Source organism: Pseudoramibacter faecis, assembly GCF_036289405.1.
Lineage (GTDB): Bacteria > Bacillota > Clostridia > Eubacteriales > Eubacteriaceae > Pseudoramibacter > Pseudoramibacter faecis.
Window position 1 is genome coordinate 35,713 of sequence record NZ_JAYFFI010000014.1, and the last position, 15,306, is coordinate 51,018.

The 15,306-nt window shown below is 50.2% G+C and carries 19 protein-coding genes, 1 rRNA gene and 1 pseudogene; 15 read left to right on the plus strand and 6 right to left on the minus strand.

Going from position 1 to position 15,306, the window contains the following annotated elements; translation table 11 throughout:
* Positions 1 to 2: 2 nt before the first annotated feature.
* The 6 genes from V3C63_RS09140 (at position 3) to V3C63_RS09165 (ending at position 2,458) form a co-directional block, all read left to right on the plus strand.
* The gene (locus tag V3C63_RS09140; protein WP_329887476.1) at positions 3 to 236 is read left to right on the plus strand and encodes a hypothetical protein; all 234 of its coding nucleotides are present in this window, start codon (positions 3 to 5) and stop codon (positions 234 to 236) included.
* Positions 188 to 424 carry a class I SAM-dependent methyltransferase gene (locus tag V3C63_RS09145; protein ID WP_329887477.1) on the plus strand — a complete coding sequence of 79 codons (237 nt, stop codon included), beginning with the start codon at positions 188 to 190 and terminating at the stop codon, positions 422 to 424. The genes V3C63_RS09140 and V3C63_RS09145 overlap by 49 nt, the downstream gene beginning before the upstream one ends.
* 151 nt (positions 425 to 575) lie before the next feature.
* Positions 576 to 815 (plus strand): hypothetical protein, encoded by a 240-nt coding sequence (locus V3C63_RS09150; RefSeq protein ID WP_329887478.1) that lies wholly within the window; start codon positions 576 to 578, stop codon positions 813 to 815.
* 21 nt (positions 816 to 836) lie between these two features.
* On the plus strand, positions 837 to 1,454 hold the full coding sequence (locus V3C63_RS09155; protein WP_329887479.1) for a class I SAM-dependent methyltransferase: 618 nt from the start codon (positions 837 to 839) through the stop codon (positions 1,452 to 1,454).
* Positions 1,455 to 1,634: 180 nt separating this feature from the next.
* The gene (locus tag V3C63_RS09160; protein WP_329887480.1) at positions 1,635 to 2,258 is read left to right on the plus strand and encodes a class I SAM-dependent methyltransferase; all 624 of its coding nucleotides are present in this window, start codon (positions 1,635 to 1,637) and stop codon (positions 2,256 to 2,258) included.
* 89 nt (positions 2,259 to 2,347) lie between these two features.
* The gene (locus tag V3C63_RS09165; RefSeq protein WP_425355376.1) at positions 2,348 to 2,458 is read left to right on the plus strand and encodes a cysteine-rich KTR domain-containing protein; all 111 of its coding nucleotides are present in this window, start codon (positions 2,348 to 2,350) and stop codon (positions 2,456 to 2,458) included.
* 58 nt (positions 2,459 to 2,516) lie between these two features.
* Here the strand turns inward: V3C63_RS09165 and V3C63_RS09170 are convergent, their stop codons facing one another.
* Positions 2,517 to 3,479, minus strand: a complete 963-nt coding sequence (locus V3C63_RS09170; protein ID WP_329887481.1) for an AraC family transcriptional regulator — start codon at positions 3,477 to 3,479, stop codon at positions 2,517 to 2,519.
* 185 nt (positions 3,480 to 3,664) lie between these two features.
* On the opposite strand from V3C63_RS09170, the gene V3C63_RS09175 reads away from it, so the two are divergent.
* The 8 genes and pseudogenes from V3C63_RS09175 to V3C63_RS09210 all read left to right on the plus strand — a co-directional run bounded on the left by V3C63_RS09175 (position 3,665) and on the right by V3C63_RS09210 (position 11,496).
* Complete coding sequence (locus V3C63_RS09175; RefSeq protein WP_329887482.1) at positions 3,665 to 4,276, plus strand: MptD family putative ECF transporter S component; 612 nt, start codon at positions 3,665 to 3,667, stop codon at positions 4,274 to 4,276.
* Positions 4,273 to 5,001, plus strand: a complete 729-nt coding sequence (locus V3C63_RS09180) for an energy-coupling factor transporter transmembrane component T (protein ID WP_329887483.1) — start codon at positions 4,273 to 4,275, stop codon at positions 4,999 to 5,001. The genes V3C63_RS09175 and V3C63_RS09180 overlap by 4 nt, the downstream gene beginning before the upstream one ends.
* Before the next feature lie 3 nt (positions 5,002 to 5,004).
* Complete coding sequence (locus tag V3C63_RS09185) at positions 5,005 to 6,516, plus strand: ABC transporter ATP-binding protein (protein WP_329887484.1); 1,512 nt, start codon at positions 5,005 to 5,007, stop codon at positions 6,514 to 6,516.
* The gene (locus V3C63_RS09190) at positions 6,509 to 8,266 is read left to right on the plus strand and encodes an ABC transporter ATP-binding protein (RefSeq protein WP_329887485.1); all 1,758 of its coding nucleotides are present in this window, start codon (positions 6,509 to 6,511) and stop codon (positions 8,264 to 8,266) included. The genes V3C63_RS09185 and V3C63_RS09190 overlap by 8 nt, the downstream gene beginning before the upstream one ends.
* Positions 8,263 to 9,972: an ABC transporter ATP-binding protein gene (locus V3C63_RS09195; RefSeq protein WP_329887486.1), complete on the plus strand. Its 1,710-nt coding sequence runs from the start codon at positions 8,263 to 8,265 to the stop codon at positions 9,970 to 9,972. Before V3C63_RS09190 ends, V3C63_RS09195 begins: the two co-directional genes overlap by 4 nt.
* A 42-nt stretch (positions 9,973 to 10,014) precedes the next feature.
* Positions 10,015 to 10,349 (plus strand): annotated as a pseudogene (locus tag V3C63_RS09200) (metal-dependent transcriptional regulator).
* Between the two features lie 88 nt (positions 10,350 to 10,437).
* Entirely contained in the window at positions 10,438 to 10,626 is a 189-nt protein-coding gene (locus V3C63_RS09205; RefSeq protein ID WP_329887487.1) for a cysteine-rich KTR domain-containing protein, read from the plus strand.
* 393 nt (positions 10,627 to 11,019) lie between these two features.
* Positions 11,020 to 11,496, plus strand: coding sequence for a UPF0236 family transposase-like protein (locus V3C63_RS09210; RefSeq protein ID WP_329887488.1), 477 nt, complete (start codon positions 11,020 to 11,022; stop codon positions 11,494 to 11,496).
* A gap of 344 nt (positions 11,497 to 11,840) precedes the next feature.
* Here the strand turns inward: V3C63_RS09210 and lysS are convergent, their stop codons facing one another.
* Both lysS and greA read right to left on the minus strand, forming a co-directional pair.
* On the minus strand, positions 11,841 to 13,316 hold the full coding sequence (lysS, locus tag V3C63_RS09215) for a lysine--tRNA ligase (RefSeq protein WP_329887489.1): 1,476 nt from the start codon (positions 13,314 to 13,316) through the stop codon (positions 11,841 to 11,843).
* Positions 13,317 to 13,357: 41 nt separating this feature from the next.
* Positions 13,358 to 13,819: a transcription elongation factor GreA gene (greA, locus tag V3C63_RS09220; RefSeq protein WP_329887490.1), complete on the minus strand. Its 462-nt coding sequence runs from the start codon at positions 13,817 to 13,819 to the stop codon at positions 13,358 to 13,360.
* A gap of 84 nt (positions 13,820 to 13,903) precedes the next feature.
* Between greA and V3C63_RS09225 the strand changes: the two genes are divergently transcribed.
* Positions 13,904 to 14,176, plus strand: coding sequence for a hypothetical protein (locus V3C63_RS09225; protein WP_329887491.1), 273 nt, complete (start codon positions 13,904 to 13,906; stop codon positions 14,174 to 14,176).
* Positions 14,177 to 14,276: 100 nt separating this feature from the next.
* On the opposite strand, the gene V3C63_RS09230 is transcribed toward V3C63_RS09225, so the two are convergent.
* From V3C63_RS09230 to rrf, 3 genes are all read right to left on the minus strand, one after another.
* Positions 14,277 to 14,558, minus strand: a complete 282-nt coding sequence (locus tag V3C63_RS09230; RefSeq protein ID WP_329887492.1) for a hypothetical protein — start codon at positions 14,556 to 14,558, stop codon at positions 14,277 to 14,279.
* On the minus strand, positions 14,545 to 14,760 hold the full coding sequence (locus V3C63_RS09235) for a helix-turn-helix transcriptional regulator (RefSeq protein ID WP_329887493.1): 216 nt from the start codon (positions 14,758 to 14,760) through the stop codon (positions 14,545 to 14,547). The genes V3C63_RS09230 and V3C63_RS09235 overlap by 14 nt, the downstream gene beginning before the upstream one ends.
* A 417-nt stretch (positions 14,761 to 15,177) precedes the next feature.
* Positions 15,178 to 15,294: ribosomal RNA gene (gene rrf, locus V3C63_RS09240) — 5S ribosomal RNA — on the minus strand.
* Between the last annotated feature and the right edge of the window lie 12 nt (positions 15,295 to 15,306).

Genomic DNA, 15,306 nt, shown 5'->3' on the forward strand with positions numbered 1-15,306 from the left:
GCATGGAAAAAAACTCCGTGCAGGAGACGCTGATCATTCTGTTGCTTGGCCGCCTCGTATGCTCAGAGCGGTTCCAGGCTTTGTTTTCCGACCCCGAGGCAAAGCGCATCTGCGATTCGCTGGATTACGACTTTGCCGAGAAGCGAAAGAATTTGAGTCCCCGGCGGGGCTCTTCGGTGCACTGGAGGTGGCGCAGCGGCAGTACGACCTGCGCTGTGAGGTCGAAGCGTATTTAAAGGAACATCCGAATGCCGCTGTGGTGAACCTGGGCTGTGGCCTGGACGACACCTTCCGCAAGTCCGACAACGGCTTATGCCGCAGCTATAACATTGACCTGCCGGATGTGATCGCCGTGCGGGACGAGCTGCTGCCCGCCGGAGAACGGAAGGAAAACATCGCCTGCGATCTGATCGATTTTCACTGAATGGATGCAGTCAACGCCTCAAACGGCGTGGTCTTCTTCGCTGCAGGCGTGTTTTACTACTTCAAAACGGAGGACGTAAAGAAGCTGTTCGCAGCCATGGCGGATCGGCGCTGTGCTGGTCTTTGATTCCTGCAACCGGCGCGGCGCGAAGATGATGCGGAAAACTTGGCTGAAGGAAGTCGGGATCACCGACGTGACCGCCTTCTTCTCGCTGGAGGACGAGGCGAAGCTTCGGAGCTGGAGCCGTCGCTTTGCCTCCGTTACGGTAAAGAGCTATATGCGCAGCTACAGGGATGTTTATAAAGATGTCGGGCTGTTTCACAAGATCATGATCCGCTTCTGTGACAGTCTGGTGCGGATGAAAATCGTGAAAATCAAATCTGGTACATAAAAAATGACAAGGGGCGTCAAAATGAAACCGGATTATAAAAACTGGATGCCGAAGGGCATGGTGCTGTCCGCCATTGCAGCGACTGCCGCATTTCTGACCCTGTTCATTGTCTTCGGCTTGACCGGGATCATCTCCGGTACGCTGAAGGCTGTGCTGTTCATCGTATTCCTCGCGGGAACGGTGATCGGTCTTTGTGTCTCCCTGTGGATGCTCCTCATGTACCGCGCGTTTTCCTGCAACGGCAGACGGCAGATGTCGCGTCAGATTATTGAGGGCATCGCGGAATATGTGACTCTGTCCGACGGCGGAAAGGGGCCCGACGTGGGCTGCGGCAGCGGCGCGCTGGCCATCGCCTGCGCGAAACGCAATCCCTCAGCCTCCTTTGTCGGAATCGACCGCTGGGGCAAAGAATATGCATCCTTCAACAAACCGCTGTGTGAGAATAACGCCAAAGCGGAGAGCGTGAGCAATGTCAGCTTTACACGCGGCGATGCGACAAAGCTGGATTTTCCCGACGAGAGCTTTGACGCGGTGACGAGCAATTATGTCTATCACAACATCCCCTCAAAGGACCGGCAGGTGATCCTGCTGGAGACGCTGCGTATGCTAAAAAAGGGCGGAAACCTTCGCGATTCATGATATCTTCTCAAAATCAAAATACGGCGATATGCGGGCGTTTTCCGGGAAGCTGAAAAGCATGGGCCATGAAAGCGTCGAGCTGATTGACACAACAAACGGAAAGTTTATGACGAGATGGGAGGCAGCGTGGATGGCTCTTTCCGGCTCTGCGCTGCTGCTGGGAAGGAAGTGAGGCAAAGAATGAGACTCTTCAAAAAGTTTGTCAATCAAACGAGGAAGCCGAAGGGGTTCCTCGGCAAGATGATGGCGGGCGGCATGAACGGCGTCCACGCAAAGCTGGCCGATTGGGGAATGACACATCCGGACGGGATCGCCGTGTCCGCTATTGTTGAGCTCGGCTGCGGCGGCGGCAGAAACGCAGGAGAACTCCTGAAACGCTATCCGAAAGCATCGCTCTCCGCCTTGGATTATTCTGAGCTTTCCGTTGAAAAGACGAGGAAAATCAACAGGGAATCCATTGCGGTGGGCAGACGTACCGTTGTTCAGGGCAATGCCTTGTCACTTCCCTTTGAGACGGAACCCTTTGACCTTGCCACGGCCTTTGAAACGGTCTATTTCTGGCCGGGTCTGGAGAAATGCCTTGTAGAAGCTTGCAGAGCCCTAAAGCCCGGCGGCGTATTCATGATCTGCAACGAATCCGACGGAACGGACGAAACGAGCCTCAAGTTCGAGAAGATCATCGACGGCATGAAATGCTATACCGCAGAGCAACTCACGACGACGCTGAAAGCGGCAGGTTTTTCCGATGTCAAAACCGACCGGCACCCGGATAAGCCATGGATTACAGTGCTGGCCAGGAAGTGAAGTAGCGATGAGGATGGCGCTATTTCTTTATCCCCTATTGGTGACCGGCTTCTTTCTTCTGCTGTTTTCCTTTGCAGTGATCATCCGGGATAGATTCCCTATATTACTGTCTTAAGTGCCGGAAAGAAACGCTGATCGACTTAAAACAAGGCAATATCGCCATCGTCAAAGAGCCGGACGCTAAGACGCAGAGCCGATGATCGACAGTCGAAAGACTGCCATCACCGGCTCGTTTTTTTGCAAATTGGATCATCTGCTTCATTTCCTGCGTGCCATTTTTCGATATTCCGCCGGAAACAGCCCCGTATTGTTTTTAAAATTTGCCGCAAATCTCCCCGCATTGGAATATCCGACAGCCGAAGCAACCTGGTCGACTGCAAGATCCGTAGAAGTCAGGAGCATTTCCGCGTGGCTCATACGCCGTTGCCGGATGTATTCAGAAATGGTGCAGTGATACATGTGCTTAAAGGAGGCCTTCAACTTTGTTGTGCCCATGCAGGCGATCCGTGCAAGCGTAGCAAGCGGGAGCTCCGCGTTGAAATGGTCGTTAATATAAGATGCAGCGTTATGCAAGGCATTCATGTCCTGCCTGGATATTCTGGCGCAGGGATCATTTTTGCTTTTCTTTCCGTGCTCATAAACAAGAGAAACAGCTTCCGCAACCTTGGCCTCATAGAACAGCTTTGCCGGTATGCCTTCTCCCTTATAATCCCAAACCTGCCGCAAAAGATGGGACATCTCCGGGAAGTCGAGCGTTTGCCCAACGCGGCTGAAAGCCTCATGCGGCGGAAGGTAGTCGTCAGGGTAGCTTTCCTTCAGATGTTTTTCATAATATGCGGGAAGCACCTCTATCCCCACGCAACGGATCGGAATGTTTTTGTGCATAATGGCTTTATAGGCCTCATGCCCTCCGTAAAAGGATTTTACACATCCCGCAGTTAAGCGGCGGTAAGGGGTCAACTCCTCCCCGGACACAGAATCATAGTAGGTAATGCTTAAACACTCCGGCATGTTAAAAGATACAAAGCTATCTTCGAAGAAATAGAAATCGTGGATTTTAATATCAAACAGATTTTTTTCTCCATAGATCCAGTAATATCCGCAGGCTGCTCCCTTTGGCGCGAGATACAATTTCCCAGCAGGGCTAAAGTTGGGTGATGGCTTGCTTTCAACAAAGCCGCTGCGGGTAAGCCATTCCCTGTAAAAATCGCTGATTTCCATATAATCACCTCGGAATCATACAGATCGGACAAAATTTCATACCTATCGGACGAATAACTCCCGACTGTATTGTTTCGCTTCCCTTGATCTTTTATACTGTCCTCATGGTTAGTTGCAACTAATATCATATTACCACAGCGTCTCTTGTATTGCAATTATGTACGCATAAAGGGAGGTCATATGTTATGACAAGCGAAACAAATAGTAGGAAACAGAAACTTACAGTCAAGGATCTTATTACGTCCGGCGTTTTTTCCGCGATCATTTTTATATGTATCTCATTGAGCGGAGGCACATTTGCCATGTTCCCGGCTCTGACCTTTTATTATCCGGTGGGCGGGGCGCTTCTTGCCGGGCCCGTATATCTTTTACTGATCGCGAAAGTGCCGAAAACCGGACCGATCTTTATTGCAGGACTGTTGATGGCAATCTTCTGCTATGCAACCGGCATGCATATTGCTATGACCATCGGATATCTGGCTGGCAGCGCGCTGGCGGAGTTGGTGGCATGGACCAGACGCTATAAGAGCATAAAAATCAACATTCTGTCTTATATCGTTTTCTGCCTCGGCGGGACCGGATCCTATCTTGCTTATTTTATCAATCCGCAGGCATGGGTCAGCCGGATGCTGGAGAAAGGCACGCCGCAGGAGTATCTGGATACAATGACGGCATCAGTCAGCCATTGGGTTTTGATAACCATGCTGGCGGGCACGATTTTAGTCGCTCTTTTCAGCGGTTTTGTCGGCAGCAAATTATTAAAAAAACAATTTGAAAAAGCGGGAATAACGGGATGAGCCGGAGTGCAAGCGCCAAAAAGCGGTTCGGGCTGCAATTTGACCCCCGCACAAAAAACGTCTTGCTGATTCTGTGCGTGATCTCCGCGACGATCGCCCCATCGCTCCTGTATGAGAGCGTGCTTGTTTTTGCGGTTGCGGTGTTCGGATGCGCAAGCGGGAAAGTTCGCAGGTCTTTTCTCTGTGCGGCGTTTTATGGCGCCTTCTATATGCTGACGCTGTTTGTTATATCGCTTGAAAAAGGGGCGCTTTACACCGTGTTCACATCCTGGCTCGGCTTGTTTTATACTGTCTACCCCTGCGCTTTTTTGGCGAGCATTATTCTTTCCACGACGAAGGTGAACGAGTTTTTGACCGCGATGAACAAGGCGCATATTCCTGACAAGGTGGTTATTCCGCTGGCGGTCATGCTTCGATATATTCCCACGGTTCGTGAAGACTGGGGTTATATCAAAGACGCCATGCGTCTCCGGGATGTGACCCCTTCCTTTTTCGGATTTCTCAGAAGCCCGGCCATGACGGTGGAATGTCTTTATGTCCCTTTGCTGATGACGGCTTCCAATACAGCCGATGAACTTTCTGCTGCCGCGGTCACGCGCGGGATAGAGAACCCAACGCCGCGGACCTGCCTCCTTCAGATACGGTTCCGGGGAAGGGATTGGATTGCCACAGTTCTTGCGGTCTGTGTGCTTGCTTTAGGTTTTAGCTGGGAAGGGATTGTGTAGCGTATGATTGAGTTTAAGCATGTATCTTTTACGTATGACTCGCGCGGGAAACAGGAGTATATCCATGAAACAGATGACTTGCACGACATCAATTTGACGGTGAATGACGGGGAATGCGTCCTTCTCTGCGGGAAAAGCGGATGCGGAAAGACCACGATGACGCGACTTGTGAATGGGCTTGTCCCGCATTTTTATCCCGGCAAGCTGACCGGGGAAGTTCTGCTTGACGGGCGAAACGTTCCGGAAATGCCAATGTACGAAACGGCGTCTCTTGCCGGTTCGGTATTTCAAAACCCCAAGACGCAGTTCTTTAACGTGGATACAGACAGCGAGATTGCCTTCGGCGTAGAAAATCAGGCATTGCCAAGGGAACAGATCGAGAAAAAGGTGGCTGCCTCCGCAAAGGACCTGGAAATTGAAAATCTGCGCGGAAGAAATATTTTCTCTCTTTCAGGAGGAGAAAAGCAGAAGATTGCTTTTGCGTCCGTATACGCCATGAACCCCCGCGTCTATCTGCTGGATGAACCGTCATCCAATCTGGACATGGAGACGGTAGCCGCTTTAAGGGCTCATCTCAAGATGCTTAAGTCTCAGGGAAGGACCGTTTTGATCGTCGAACACCGTCTATATTATCTGACGGGCATCGCTGACCGGATCATTGTATTTGAGGAGGGGCAGATAAAAAAGGGTTACTCTGCCAGTGAGTTCCTGGCCTTGACGGATGAAGAGCGCCGGGTCATGGGCCTTCGAACGACGGACTTGCGAAAAGAGGCTCCCGAAGTAATCGCGGGGGAAGAACGGGAAACGAGGCTGGAGCTGAAGGGCGTTTCCCTGTTCTACAGGAAAGAACCTGTGATCGGGAATATCAGCGTAAAAATTTCACGGAGCGAGGTGATTGCGCTTGTTGGGAAAAACGGCGCAGGCAAAACAACATTTTCACGGGCCCTTTGCGGATTGCATAAAGGGATCAAAGGGGATTATTTATGGGACGGCAGGGTCATCCCCAGGAAGAAACGGCAGAAAATTTCCTATATGGTCATGCAGGATGTGAATTATGAGCTCTTTGCAGAGAGCGTAGAAGCAGAATGCTCCTTCGGAATAAAGAACCCGGATTCAGCCGTAGTCGCAAAAACGATGGATGCGCTGGAACTGACACCCTTTATCAAACAACATCCCGGTACGCTTTCCGGTGGACAAAAGCAGAGAGTAGCCGTCGCCGTGGGGCAGGTCTGCAAAAAAGAACTGATCGTCTTTGACGAGCCTACCAGCGGGCTGGATTATGAAAGCATGGCAAGGGTCGCTAAAATTGTCCGCAGCCTTTCCGAACAGGGTAAAATCATATTTGTTGTTACGCACGATTATGAATTTCTTTGCAGGACATGCAGCCGTATGCTCGTTCTTTCCGACGGTGAAATATGCCGCGATTTAAAATGCCGTGCAGACAACAAGAAACAGATGAGACAGCTGTTCTTTTCCGCCACAGCTGAAATCAAGGAAGGAGATCCGTTTGGATAAAACTCGGGAAAAACCAATCAAATTGCTTCTTAAATGGGCAGGCAGCGATAAATGGTACTTGTTTGCTTCTGTTTTGTGTGCATTCTTGAGCGGACTGTTTGTAATCGGACCGTATGTCGGCATTTATCGCCTGATGGACGCCGTCCTGCTTGGAACGCTGACAAGGCAGATCCTGGCGGACTGTATCGTCCTGGTAACCGTCACAACCATTCTTCGCACGGTCCTGCTTGGTCTGTCCGGTGTGCTCTCGCATAAAGGTGCTTATAACGCCCTGTTTAAGGTGCGCTGCATGATTACAGAACACCTGGCGAAGGTTCCGCTTGGATACGTCAATGAGCGGAGCACAGGCGAAATCAAAACCGTCCTGAATGAGAGCATTGAGAAGTTAGAGTTATGTCTTGCACATAATATTCCGGAACTTGTCAGCTATCTTACCGGTCCTATCGTCATTTTTGTTTATCTCATGACGGTGAATGTCCCGCTGGCGCTTATTTCCTTGATTCCTCTTCTTTTGGATATTCCGGTGATGATGGCGGTGTTTAAGAAAATGTCTGATATGCTGCCGGAGGCCAATGCATCCCTTGCCGGCTTCAATTCCGTCATGGTGGAATATGTCCGCGGAATGCGTCTGATCAAGGCATACCGGATGGGCAGCCAATCATTCAAAAAGTTCAGAGAAGCCGTTCTTGATGAAAACCGAGCGTGGAACAAGATTTCGAAAAAGACTGCCCCTTTGTATGCCGTATTCATCCTGTTGCTGGAGTCCGGGCTTTTGATGATTGTTCCCCTGGGCGGGCGGCTGTTCCTGCGGGGGGCTGTCACAGCCAGCGTATTTCTTCTGTTTGCCTATATCGGCTCATTGTATTTGACGGAATTGCTTCCGCTTCAGCAGCTTTCCGGCAATTTCGCGCAGGCGTTTAGCGGCATTACAAAAGCAAAAGAAATCCTGGAGCTTCCGATCTTTGAAGGCGGGGACGCTTTTCCTGAAAACCATGATATTGCACTAAAAGGTGTGCGCTTTTCGTATGACGGGAAAACAAGCGTACTTGAAAATTGCAGCCTATGCATTCAAGATGGCGAAAAGATCGCCGTTGTAGGTGCATCCGGAGCGGGAAAAAGTACGGTTGCCGCTCTGATCGCGCGTTTTTATGACGCGGATGACGGAGAGGTTCTGATTGGAGGGAAAAATGTCAAAAGCATTCGATATGAAGCGCTTCTTGAACAGATATCTCTTGTCTTTCAGAAGACTTTCCTGACGCAGGATTCTGTCCTTGACAATATCCGCATGGGGATGAATGCCTCTTTGGAGCAGGTGCGGGAAGCCGCAAAAGGAGCACAAATTGACGATTTCATCATGTCCCTCCCCGATGGATATGATACGAAAGTCGGAAGTTACGGATCCCGCTTTTCGGGCGGGGAAAAGCAGCGGATCGCCATTGCAAGAGCCATTTTGAAAAATGCGCCGATCCTTATTTTGGACGAAGCGACGAGCGCCGCCGATCCGGAAAATCAGCTGGAGATCGACAAGGCGATCCGAAACCTGTGCAAAGGGAAAACCGTCGTCATCATTGCCCATCGGCTGAGTGTGGTCGGAATGTGCGACAAGGTTGCAGTGGTAGAGAATCGTACGATTTCAGATATCGGCACACATGACGAGCTGCTTTCGCGCAACAGATACTACCAAAGGAGCTGGGAAAGCTATGAATCGGCAAGGAATATCACCTATGGGAAAGGAGGAAGCGGCAGATGACAGACAAAAATCTTTTCCGAAAGAACCCTCCATTTTACCGCGGTCTGATATTGACCGTTTTGGAAGGGCTGCTTTCCGGAAGCAACTATATTGTCCTTTACGCGGTGCTTAAAATGTTGTACGACGGATCTGCCGACATGAGGAGCATCCTTCGCATGTCCTGCCTCGTCGGGGCTATCTTTGTGATACGGCTTGCCATTTACAGCATTGGTTATACACAGAGCCAGATCGGCGGCGCTGAGGTGTCTAAAAATATCCGTCTCGGCCTTGGCGATAAGCTGAGGAGGGTTCCGCTATCCAGCTTTACGGAAAAACGCGAGGGGCAATATATCAATATCATGACGGCGGATGTAAACAGTTATGAACAGATTCTGACGCACAAGCTTGCCGCCCTTGTGAAAAACGGGATTTTGGCCGTGATCGTGATTACCTTTATCTGTGTTCTGTATTTTCCGGCTGCGGTCATCCTGATGCTTTCCCTTCTTCTGCTGATCCCTGAAATGTGGCTGTCGTTTCGAATTGTGAAAAAGTACGGGGCGGAGAAGAATTCCGTTACGGCGGAAGCCGTAGGGCAAATCGTCGAGTACATTGACGGAATCCAGACCTTCCGGTCCTATGGAATGGGTGGTACTAAAAACAGGAACACAACGGATGCCATGCGAAAATTCAGCACAGTCAGTTATCAGTATGAGGCACACGGCATTCCGGTTAATTTCACTTTCAACATTGTAAATTGGCTTACCGTTCCGCTTGTTATGTGGATCGGATTCATTCCGTGGCAGTCCGGAAACATCCATGCAATCAGTTTCCTGTTTCTGTGCATGATGCCGATGGTTTTGGCAAAGCTGACCGCTTCGATTTCGGTTGACCTGTTCAGTTACAGGAATCTATTGATATCAAAGACAAACATTCAAAACGTGTTGGCAGAAAATGAAGAATCGAAAAGCAAAGATGTTTTTTCTCCAAAAGAGCACGGCATCTCATTTCATGATGTGTCGTTTTCTTATGTGCAGGGGGAACCTGTTCTGAAAAAAATGAGTTTCTCAATACCGGATCGCAGGCTAACCGCAATCGTGGGAGACTCCGGATCGGGCAAATCAACGATTCTGAATCTGATTGCGAAGTATTATGATCCGGAAAGCGGAGAAATTGACATCGGAGGGCAATCGATCCGCCATGTCAATGCAGAAGACGTGCTGGATATGATCTCAATGGTGGATCAGGACACGTTTCTGTTTAATGACACAGTACGGGAAAACATACGCCATGCAAAACCTTCCGCTACAGATGAAGAAATAGAAAAAGCCTGCAAAGAAGCAAACTGTGACACATTCATCCGCAAAATGGAAAAAGGCTATGATGCGCTTATCGGCGAGAATGGAAATCTGCTCTCCGGCGGTGAACGGCAAAGACTTTCGATTGCCCGTGCCATATTGAAAAACAGCCCGATTCTGCTTCTTGATGAGGCGACATCCTCTTTGGACATTGAAAATGAATTGGCTGTAAAACAGGCAATTTCAAATCTTCTACAAGAAAACAAGACCGTTGTGATGATTGCTCACACATTGTCTATTATAAAAAACGCCGATCAGATCCTCGTGGTGGCCGGCGGAAAAGTAGCGGAGTCCGGAACCCACGAGCAGCTTTTGGCTCTGGGCGGCAAATATACCGCGATGTGGAAGGCCGAACAGCTTATCACGGCATAGAAGGGGATTCTCTTGTGTTCTTATTTGGAAATGAGGAATACCATGAAACTTCATACTTCTGGTGAGGATTATCTGAAAACAATCTATATACTTCAAAAGAGTAAGGAAATGGTGCGCTCCGTCGATGTAGCAGCGTACATGGGCGTTTCAAAACCAAGTGTCAGCCATGCGGTCAAGCTCTTGCAAGAGGGCGGCTTTATCGTGATGAACGATGACTACACGCTGCACCTGACTGATTCGGGTCAGGAAATTGCAAAAAGCTCTATGAGCGCCACCAGTATTTTGCGGAGCAGCTTACCGGAGCAGGGGTTGACGCCGGTACCACCGAGGCAGAAGCCTGTAAAACGGAGCACACGATCAGTGATGATTCCTTTTAGAAGCTCAAGAGACAGGAACAAAAAAACGTGTCCGTTTGCAGATCCCTGTGACCTCAAGTCGGGCACGGAAAGAGGCCCTTGATTTGACATGGCCGAACAGAAGAAGCGGGTGATTTGTCCCGTGTGTGGGAGAAAGACCCGGATAAAAATCCACAAGGATACGGTATTGATAAACTTCCCACTTTTCTGTCCTAAGTGCCGGAAAGAAACGCTGATCGATCTGAAACAAGGAAATATCATCATCAAAGGGCCAGACGCTAAGACGCAGAGCCGATGATCGACAGTCAATGACCGCCATCATCGGCTCATTTCATTATACGGAGATTGTTTGCTTATGAAAAAGGCTGTTAGAGCCAGAACGGAAAGGGCGGCTCCGCCACCTCGGAATAATCATATTCTTTTCAAAAGCTCGGATGAAGTTGTTGATTCCGAATTTGCTTGCACGCTGAGCTCTTTCTAATTTAATGTTTAATGGCTAGAGTAAAGTTTTTGTAGGGAAATCAAAGACAAGAAGAAAGCACCTGTTTATGTTAGGATACTGTTTGCGAAATAGTTCCGGCATAAAGGGAGGCGCTTTCTTTGATTAAAAGTATAACGCAGTTTCAGACAGATGGTGTAAAAAAACTGGATCAGGTCTTCCTGAACTGCTCGGAAGGGAAAGAAGAAAAGGATGGCAGAGGAAGCGTTCGATAAGATCCTTGCCGTTACAGAAAGCGAAAGCAAACGGAGAACAGTCGAAACGGCAAAGGGCTGTATCCTTGGCAACTGGGCAGGGATCATGGAGTCATTGAAAGAAAAAGAGAACTACCGCGGATGCAGCGCGGAAGGACATATCAGTCGTGTGTTTTCTGACCGTATGAGCAGCCGTCCGCTCGGATGGAGCCGAATAGAGGCGGATAAGATGTCGCGTCTCCGGATCTATCGTGAGAATAAAAGAGACATATTGGAACTGGTGCGTTATCAGAAAGAAGTACTGCCGAAAGCAGCCGGAGCAGAGGACATGGTGCTGTCGTCGGTGCAGGTCATGAAGAAGGCCGGAACGCTGAGAAAGAAGTATGGCGATCTGGTAGATGTGCCGGTCTACAGCATACCTTATTCACAAATCAAAAAGATTGCAGCATTGAAGAATCATATCTGGGGATTGTAAGGAACAAGAGAATCGATTATAGTGATGACGCCGCACTAGTATGGATGACACATCAGGGATATGCTGCCTGCTCGATTCCTACAATTACTTTACGCCGTCCGCACCTCCCGGACTTGATTCCGATATTGAAGTATAAGGAAATCAGGCAATCGGGTACAGTCTGCAACCCGGGAGGGCGGCTCCGGAAAACAGAAAAAGCCCTGAGAGGTTGATTTCTCAAGGCCTTCCTAAAGCAAATGTGTGATTGTTTTTCTTTTGCACGGTTTATGGCACCGTTTGATGTAAGATTCCGGCGCTTTCTCCGTTCCTGCAAGTCCCTGCGGCCGCCGGATTTTTCGCTGTTTTCACTTGTCGACTGGCTTCATCGTCGGGAACAAAATCACGTCGCGGATGCTGCTCTGTCCGGTGAAGAGCATCACCAAGCGGTCGATGCCGATGCCCAGGCCGCCGGTCGGCGGCAGGCCGACTTCCAGCGCCTTGATGAAGTCCGCGTCGTAGGGATGGGCTTCGTCGTCGCCGCCGGCTTTCTTCGCCATCTGCGCTTCAAAGCGGGCTTTCTGATCGGCCGGATCGTTGAGCTCGGAAAAAGCATTGGCGCATTCGGCACCGTCGATATAAAGCTCGAAACGCTGGGTGTAGCGCGGATCATCCGGATCTTTTTTCGCCAGCGGCGAAGTTTCCACCGGGTGCATCGTCACGAAGGTCGGCTGGATCAGTTTTTCCTCGCAGGTTTCGTCAAAGACTTCGGCCATGATCTCGCCCACCGTCTCAAGATCGGCCACATCGACCTCCAAGCCTTCGGCGGCCGCCTTCGCCTCGGCCGGATCCGTCATGCTGTCAAAGTCGACGCCGGTCACTTCCTTCACGATATCCACCATGCGCGCGCGGCGGAAGGGCTCTCCCAGATGGATCACCTGATCGTCGTAGGCGACATCGGTGGTGCCCAGAATTTTGTCGGCCAGATCATAATAAAGGTCCTCCACCATGTTCATCACGTCGACGTAATCCGCATAGGCTTCATAGGTTTCGAGCTCGGTGAATTCCGGGTTGTGGGTCGGGTCCATCCCCTCGTTGCGAAAGACCCGGGAAAGCTCATACACCTTGCTGAAGCCGCCGACAATCAGCCGTTTCAGCGGCAGCTCCAGGGCAATCCGCAGATACATCGGAATGTCCAGCGTGTTGTGATGGGTGATGAAGGGGCGAGCGTTGGCCCCGCCGGCCAGATTGTTAAGCACCGGCGTTTCCACCTCGAGGAAGCCGCGGTCATCCAGGAAGCGGCGGATCTCGGTGATGATTTTCGAGCGGGTCACAAAGACGTCGCGCACCTCGGGATTGACAATGAGATCGACGTAGCGTTCCCGATAGCGGATATCCGTATCCTTCAGGCCGTGGTATTTTTCCGGCAGCACCTGCAGTGATTTGGACAGCAGGGTGAAGGCGCGCACCCGCACGGAAATCTGCCCGCGCTGGGTTTTAAAGAGCTCGCCCTTGATGCCGACGATATCCCCGATGTCGACCTTTTTGATCTGATCGTAATCCGGCAGCAGATCTTTCTTCAAAAAGAGCTGAATGCGACCGCTGCTGTCGAGCAGATCGTAAAAGCCAACCTTGCCCTGGCCTCGTTTGGCCATGATGCGCCCAGCCAGACTCACGTTCTGGCCTTCGTGGGCTTCAAAGTTATCGGTCAGCTCGGCGGCCGTATCGGTCACATCGTAGCTGGTGATCTCATAGGGGTTCTGGCCGGCTTGTTGCAGCTCTGCAAGTTTATCCCAGCGCACCTGAATCACGTCGCTGGTTTTCGGTTGATTGTTGTTGGACATATTTTCTCCGTGCGTTGAATTTTGTGTCGATGACGGCCTCATTACCGGTGAATGTCTAAAATTTCGTAGGTCACCACGCCGCGGGGCACTTCGATTTCCACCACGTCACCGGCCTGGCGGCCCATCAGCCCTTCGCCCACCGGGGAAGCGTTGGAGAGTTTTCCTTCTTTGATATTGGCCTCCGCCGAGCCGACAATCTGATATTCCAGGTTTTTTCCGGCTGTCGCCACCTTGACGTAGCTGCCGATCCCGACGATGTCCGTCTGGACCTCTTCCACCACCTTCACGTGATGAATCTGATGCTCCAGCTCCTTGATCCGGCCTTCCACAAAGCTCTGTTCGTTTTTCGCCTCATCGTATTCGGAGTTTTCCGATAAATCGCCGTAGCCCCGGGCGGTGCGCAGCTTCTCGATGACCTCGTAGCGGGTGACGGTCTTGAGCTGCTCCAGCTCCGCCTTCATTTTTTCCAGACCTTCCTGGGTGACAATCATTTCTTCGCTCATGGTTTTCCTCTTTTGCTCTGGTTTTTCGCATAAAAAAAAGATCTCGGTGATCCTTTTCATTTTGTATATTATAGTGATTCCCCGATGAAAAGTCAATTGATTTCCGCGTCAAAAGCGGTTCAGGCCACGTTCATGCTGTCTGGCGGTTTGCGGCGGATCGATGGGGGCATCCAAGATAAAAAGCAGCTGATCTGCTTCAAGACCGGCTGCTTCGTGCACCGCTATGATAGCCCGCGGATACTCAGGTTTCACAGCAAGAGCGACCGCACTTTTGCGAACAATCACCGGATTGGCCTTCCGCACTATTGGTATTTTTTCAACAAACGATTAAACACAACCATCCCGACAACGATTTGAAATAATAAATAGCCACCTAAAAAACCTACGATCAAAACTGAATTCCCCACGATGCCAAGCTCCCCTAATATGGAGAACACGAGCATCGCAATGCTGATCGTCATAAGCCCAGCGCATAAGCACAACGGCCAGATTTATCCCGGAGTTTCACCTCTAATTCATCCTGGCGCTCAATCTTCTCATCCATCATCTTCTCCAGGTAGCGAGCGCTGTTTCCCGGTTTACTCCAATAAAAATATCGATACATCATCACGACGCCCGGGCCGAACCCCGCACCGGCCAGCCCGAAAAAGATATTACTTTTTGTGTGGATGGCTAAAAACAGAAAAACCGTCCCAATCAGGATATACAGACCGCCAGCAACGAAATTACTCTTTTTCATGTCCATCGCTCCTTTCATGTATGAAAATCGCCTCAATGCTTTCGCCTAAAAAATCGGATATTGCAAACGCCAATTCCAAAGACGGGTTGTATTTTCCTGTTTCTATCGAACTGATCGTTTGTCTTGAAACTTTAAGCGCCTTGGCAAATTTTTCTTGGCTCATCCCCAAAGCTTTTCTCAGTTCCTCTACTCTGTTTTCCAAAAAGATCCCCTCCCGTCGACGACAAGGTTCCTTTACATTTTTAAGATATCACAGGCAAAGCTTATTGTCAAGTTTCCTTTGCATTTTTTGTATCTTCTTCCCTTTCATTCCACATTTAATTATAGAAGGGCGTTGATGCCAATCCAACAGCAACGCTTGTCAGGTCTAGTGCTTGATATGTGCAGTGATGGGCGGCCGGTATGTTGTTTACACGGGGAAAGGGCTGTATTATCTTCCAGGCAATAAAAAAAGCCACTGTGGGCTTTGTATAAGTTTCTACTCGTTTGACCGCCGAAATTTTGTCGACCTGCCAGGCGCACAAGTGGCGAGGCGCGCAGCGACCTTTGGTGTCGTGAGCACCGAAGCACACGCCGTGCAACGCCGCAGGGAGGCAAAAGATCAAGGTAAAACAAAAAGGTTTCGCGACGATCTATCCTCCCAGGCAGCTGCCCGCCAAGTACTTTCGACGCGAGAGAGCTTAACTGCTGTGTTCGGGATGGGAACAGGTGTGGCCTCTCTGCCATTATCACGAAACCATTGATCGGT

Coding starts and splice junctions, on each gene's coding strand:
- V3C63_RS09140 (WP_329887476.1), top strand. CDS start 3: ATGGAAAAAAACTCCGTGCAGGAGACGCTGATCATTCTGTTGCTTGGC.
- V3C63_RS09150 (WP_329887478.1), top strand. CDS start 576: ATGATGCGGAAAACTTGGCTGAAGGAAGTCGGGATCACCGACGTGACC.
- V3C63_RS09155 (WP_329887479.1), top strand. CDS start 837: ATGAAACCGGATTATAAAAACTGGATGCCGAAGGGCATGGTGCTGTCC.
- V3C63_RS09160 (WP_329887480.1), top strand. CDS start 1,635: ATGAGACTCTTCAAAAAGTTTGTCAATCAAACGAGGAAGCCGAAGGGG.
- V3C63_RS09170 (WP_329887481.1), bottom strand. CDS start 3,479: ATGGAAATCAGCGATTTTTACAGGGAATGGCTTACCCGCAGCGGCTTT.
- V3C63_RS09175 (WP_329887482.1), top strand. CDS start 3,665: ATGACAAGCGAAACAAATAGTAGGAAACAGAAACTTACAGTCAAGGAT.
- V3C63_RS09180 (WP_329887483.1), top strand. CDS start 4,273: ATGAGCCGGAGTGCAAGCGCCAAAAAGCGGTTCGGGCTGCAATTTGAC.
- V3C63_RS09185 (WP_329887484.1), top strand. CDS start 5,005: ATGATTGAGTTTAAGCATGTATCTTTTACGTATGACTCGCGCGGGAAA.
- V3C63_RS09195 (WP_329887486.1), top strand. CDS start 8,263: ATGACAGACAAAAATCTTTTCCGAAAGAACCCTCCATTTTACCGCGGT.
- V3C63_RS09205 (WP_329887487.1), top strand. CDS start 10,438: ATGGCCGAACAGAAGAAGCGGGTGATTTGTCCCGTGTGTGGGAGAAAG.
- V3C63_RS09210 (WP_329887488.1), top strand. CDS start 11,020: ATGGCAGAGGAAGCGTTCGATAAGATCCTTGCCGTTACAGAAAGCGAA.
- lysS (WP_329887489.1), bottom strand. CDS start 13,316: ATGTCCAACAACAATCAACCGAAAACCAGCGACGTGATTCAGGTGCGC.
- greA (WP_329887490.1), bottom strand. CDS start 13,819: ATGAGCGAAGAAATGATTGTCACCCAGGAAGGTCTGGAAAAAATGAAG.
- V3C63_RS09225 (WP_329887491.1), top strand. CDS start 13,904: ATGAAAAGTCAATTGATTTCCGCGTCAAAAGCGGTTCAGGCCACGTTC.
- V3C63_RS09230 (WP_329887492.1), bottom strand. CDS start 14,558: ATGAAAAAGAGTAATTTCGTTGCTGGCGGTCTGTATATCCTGATTGGG.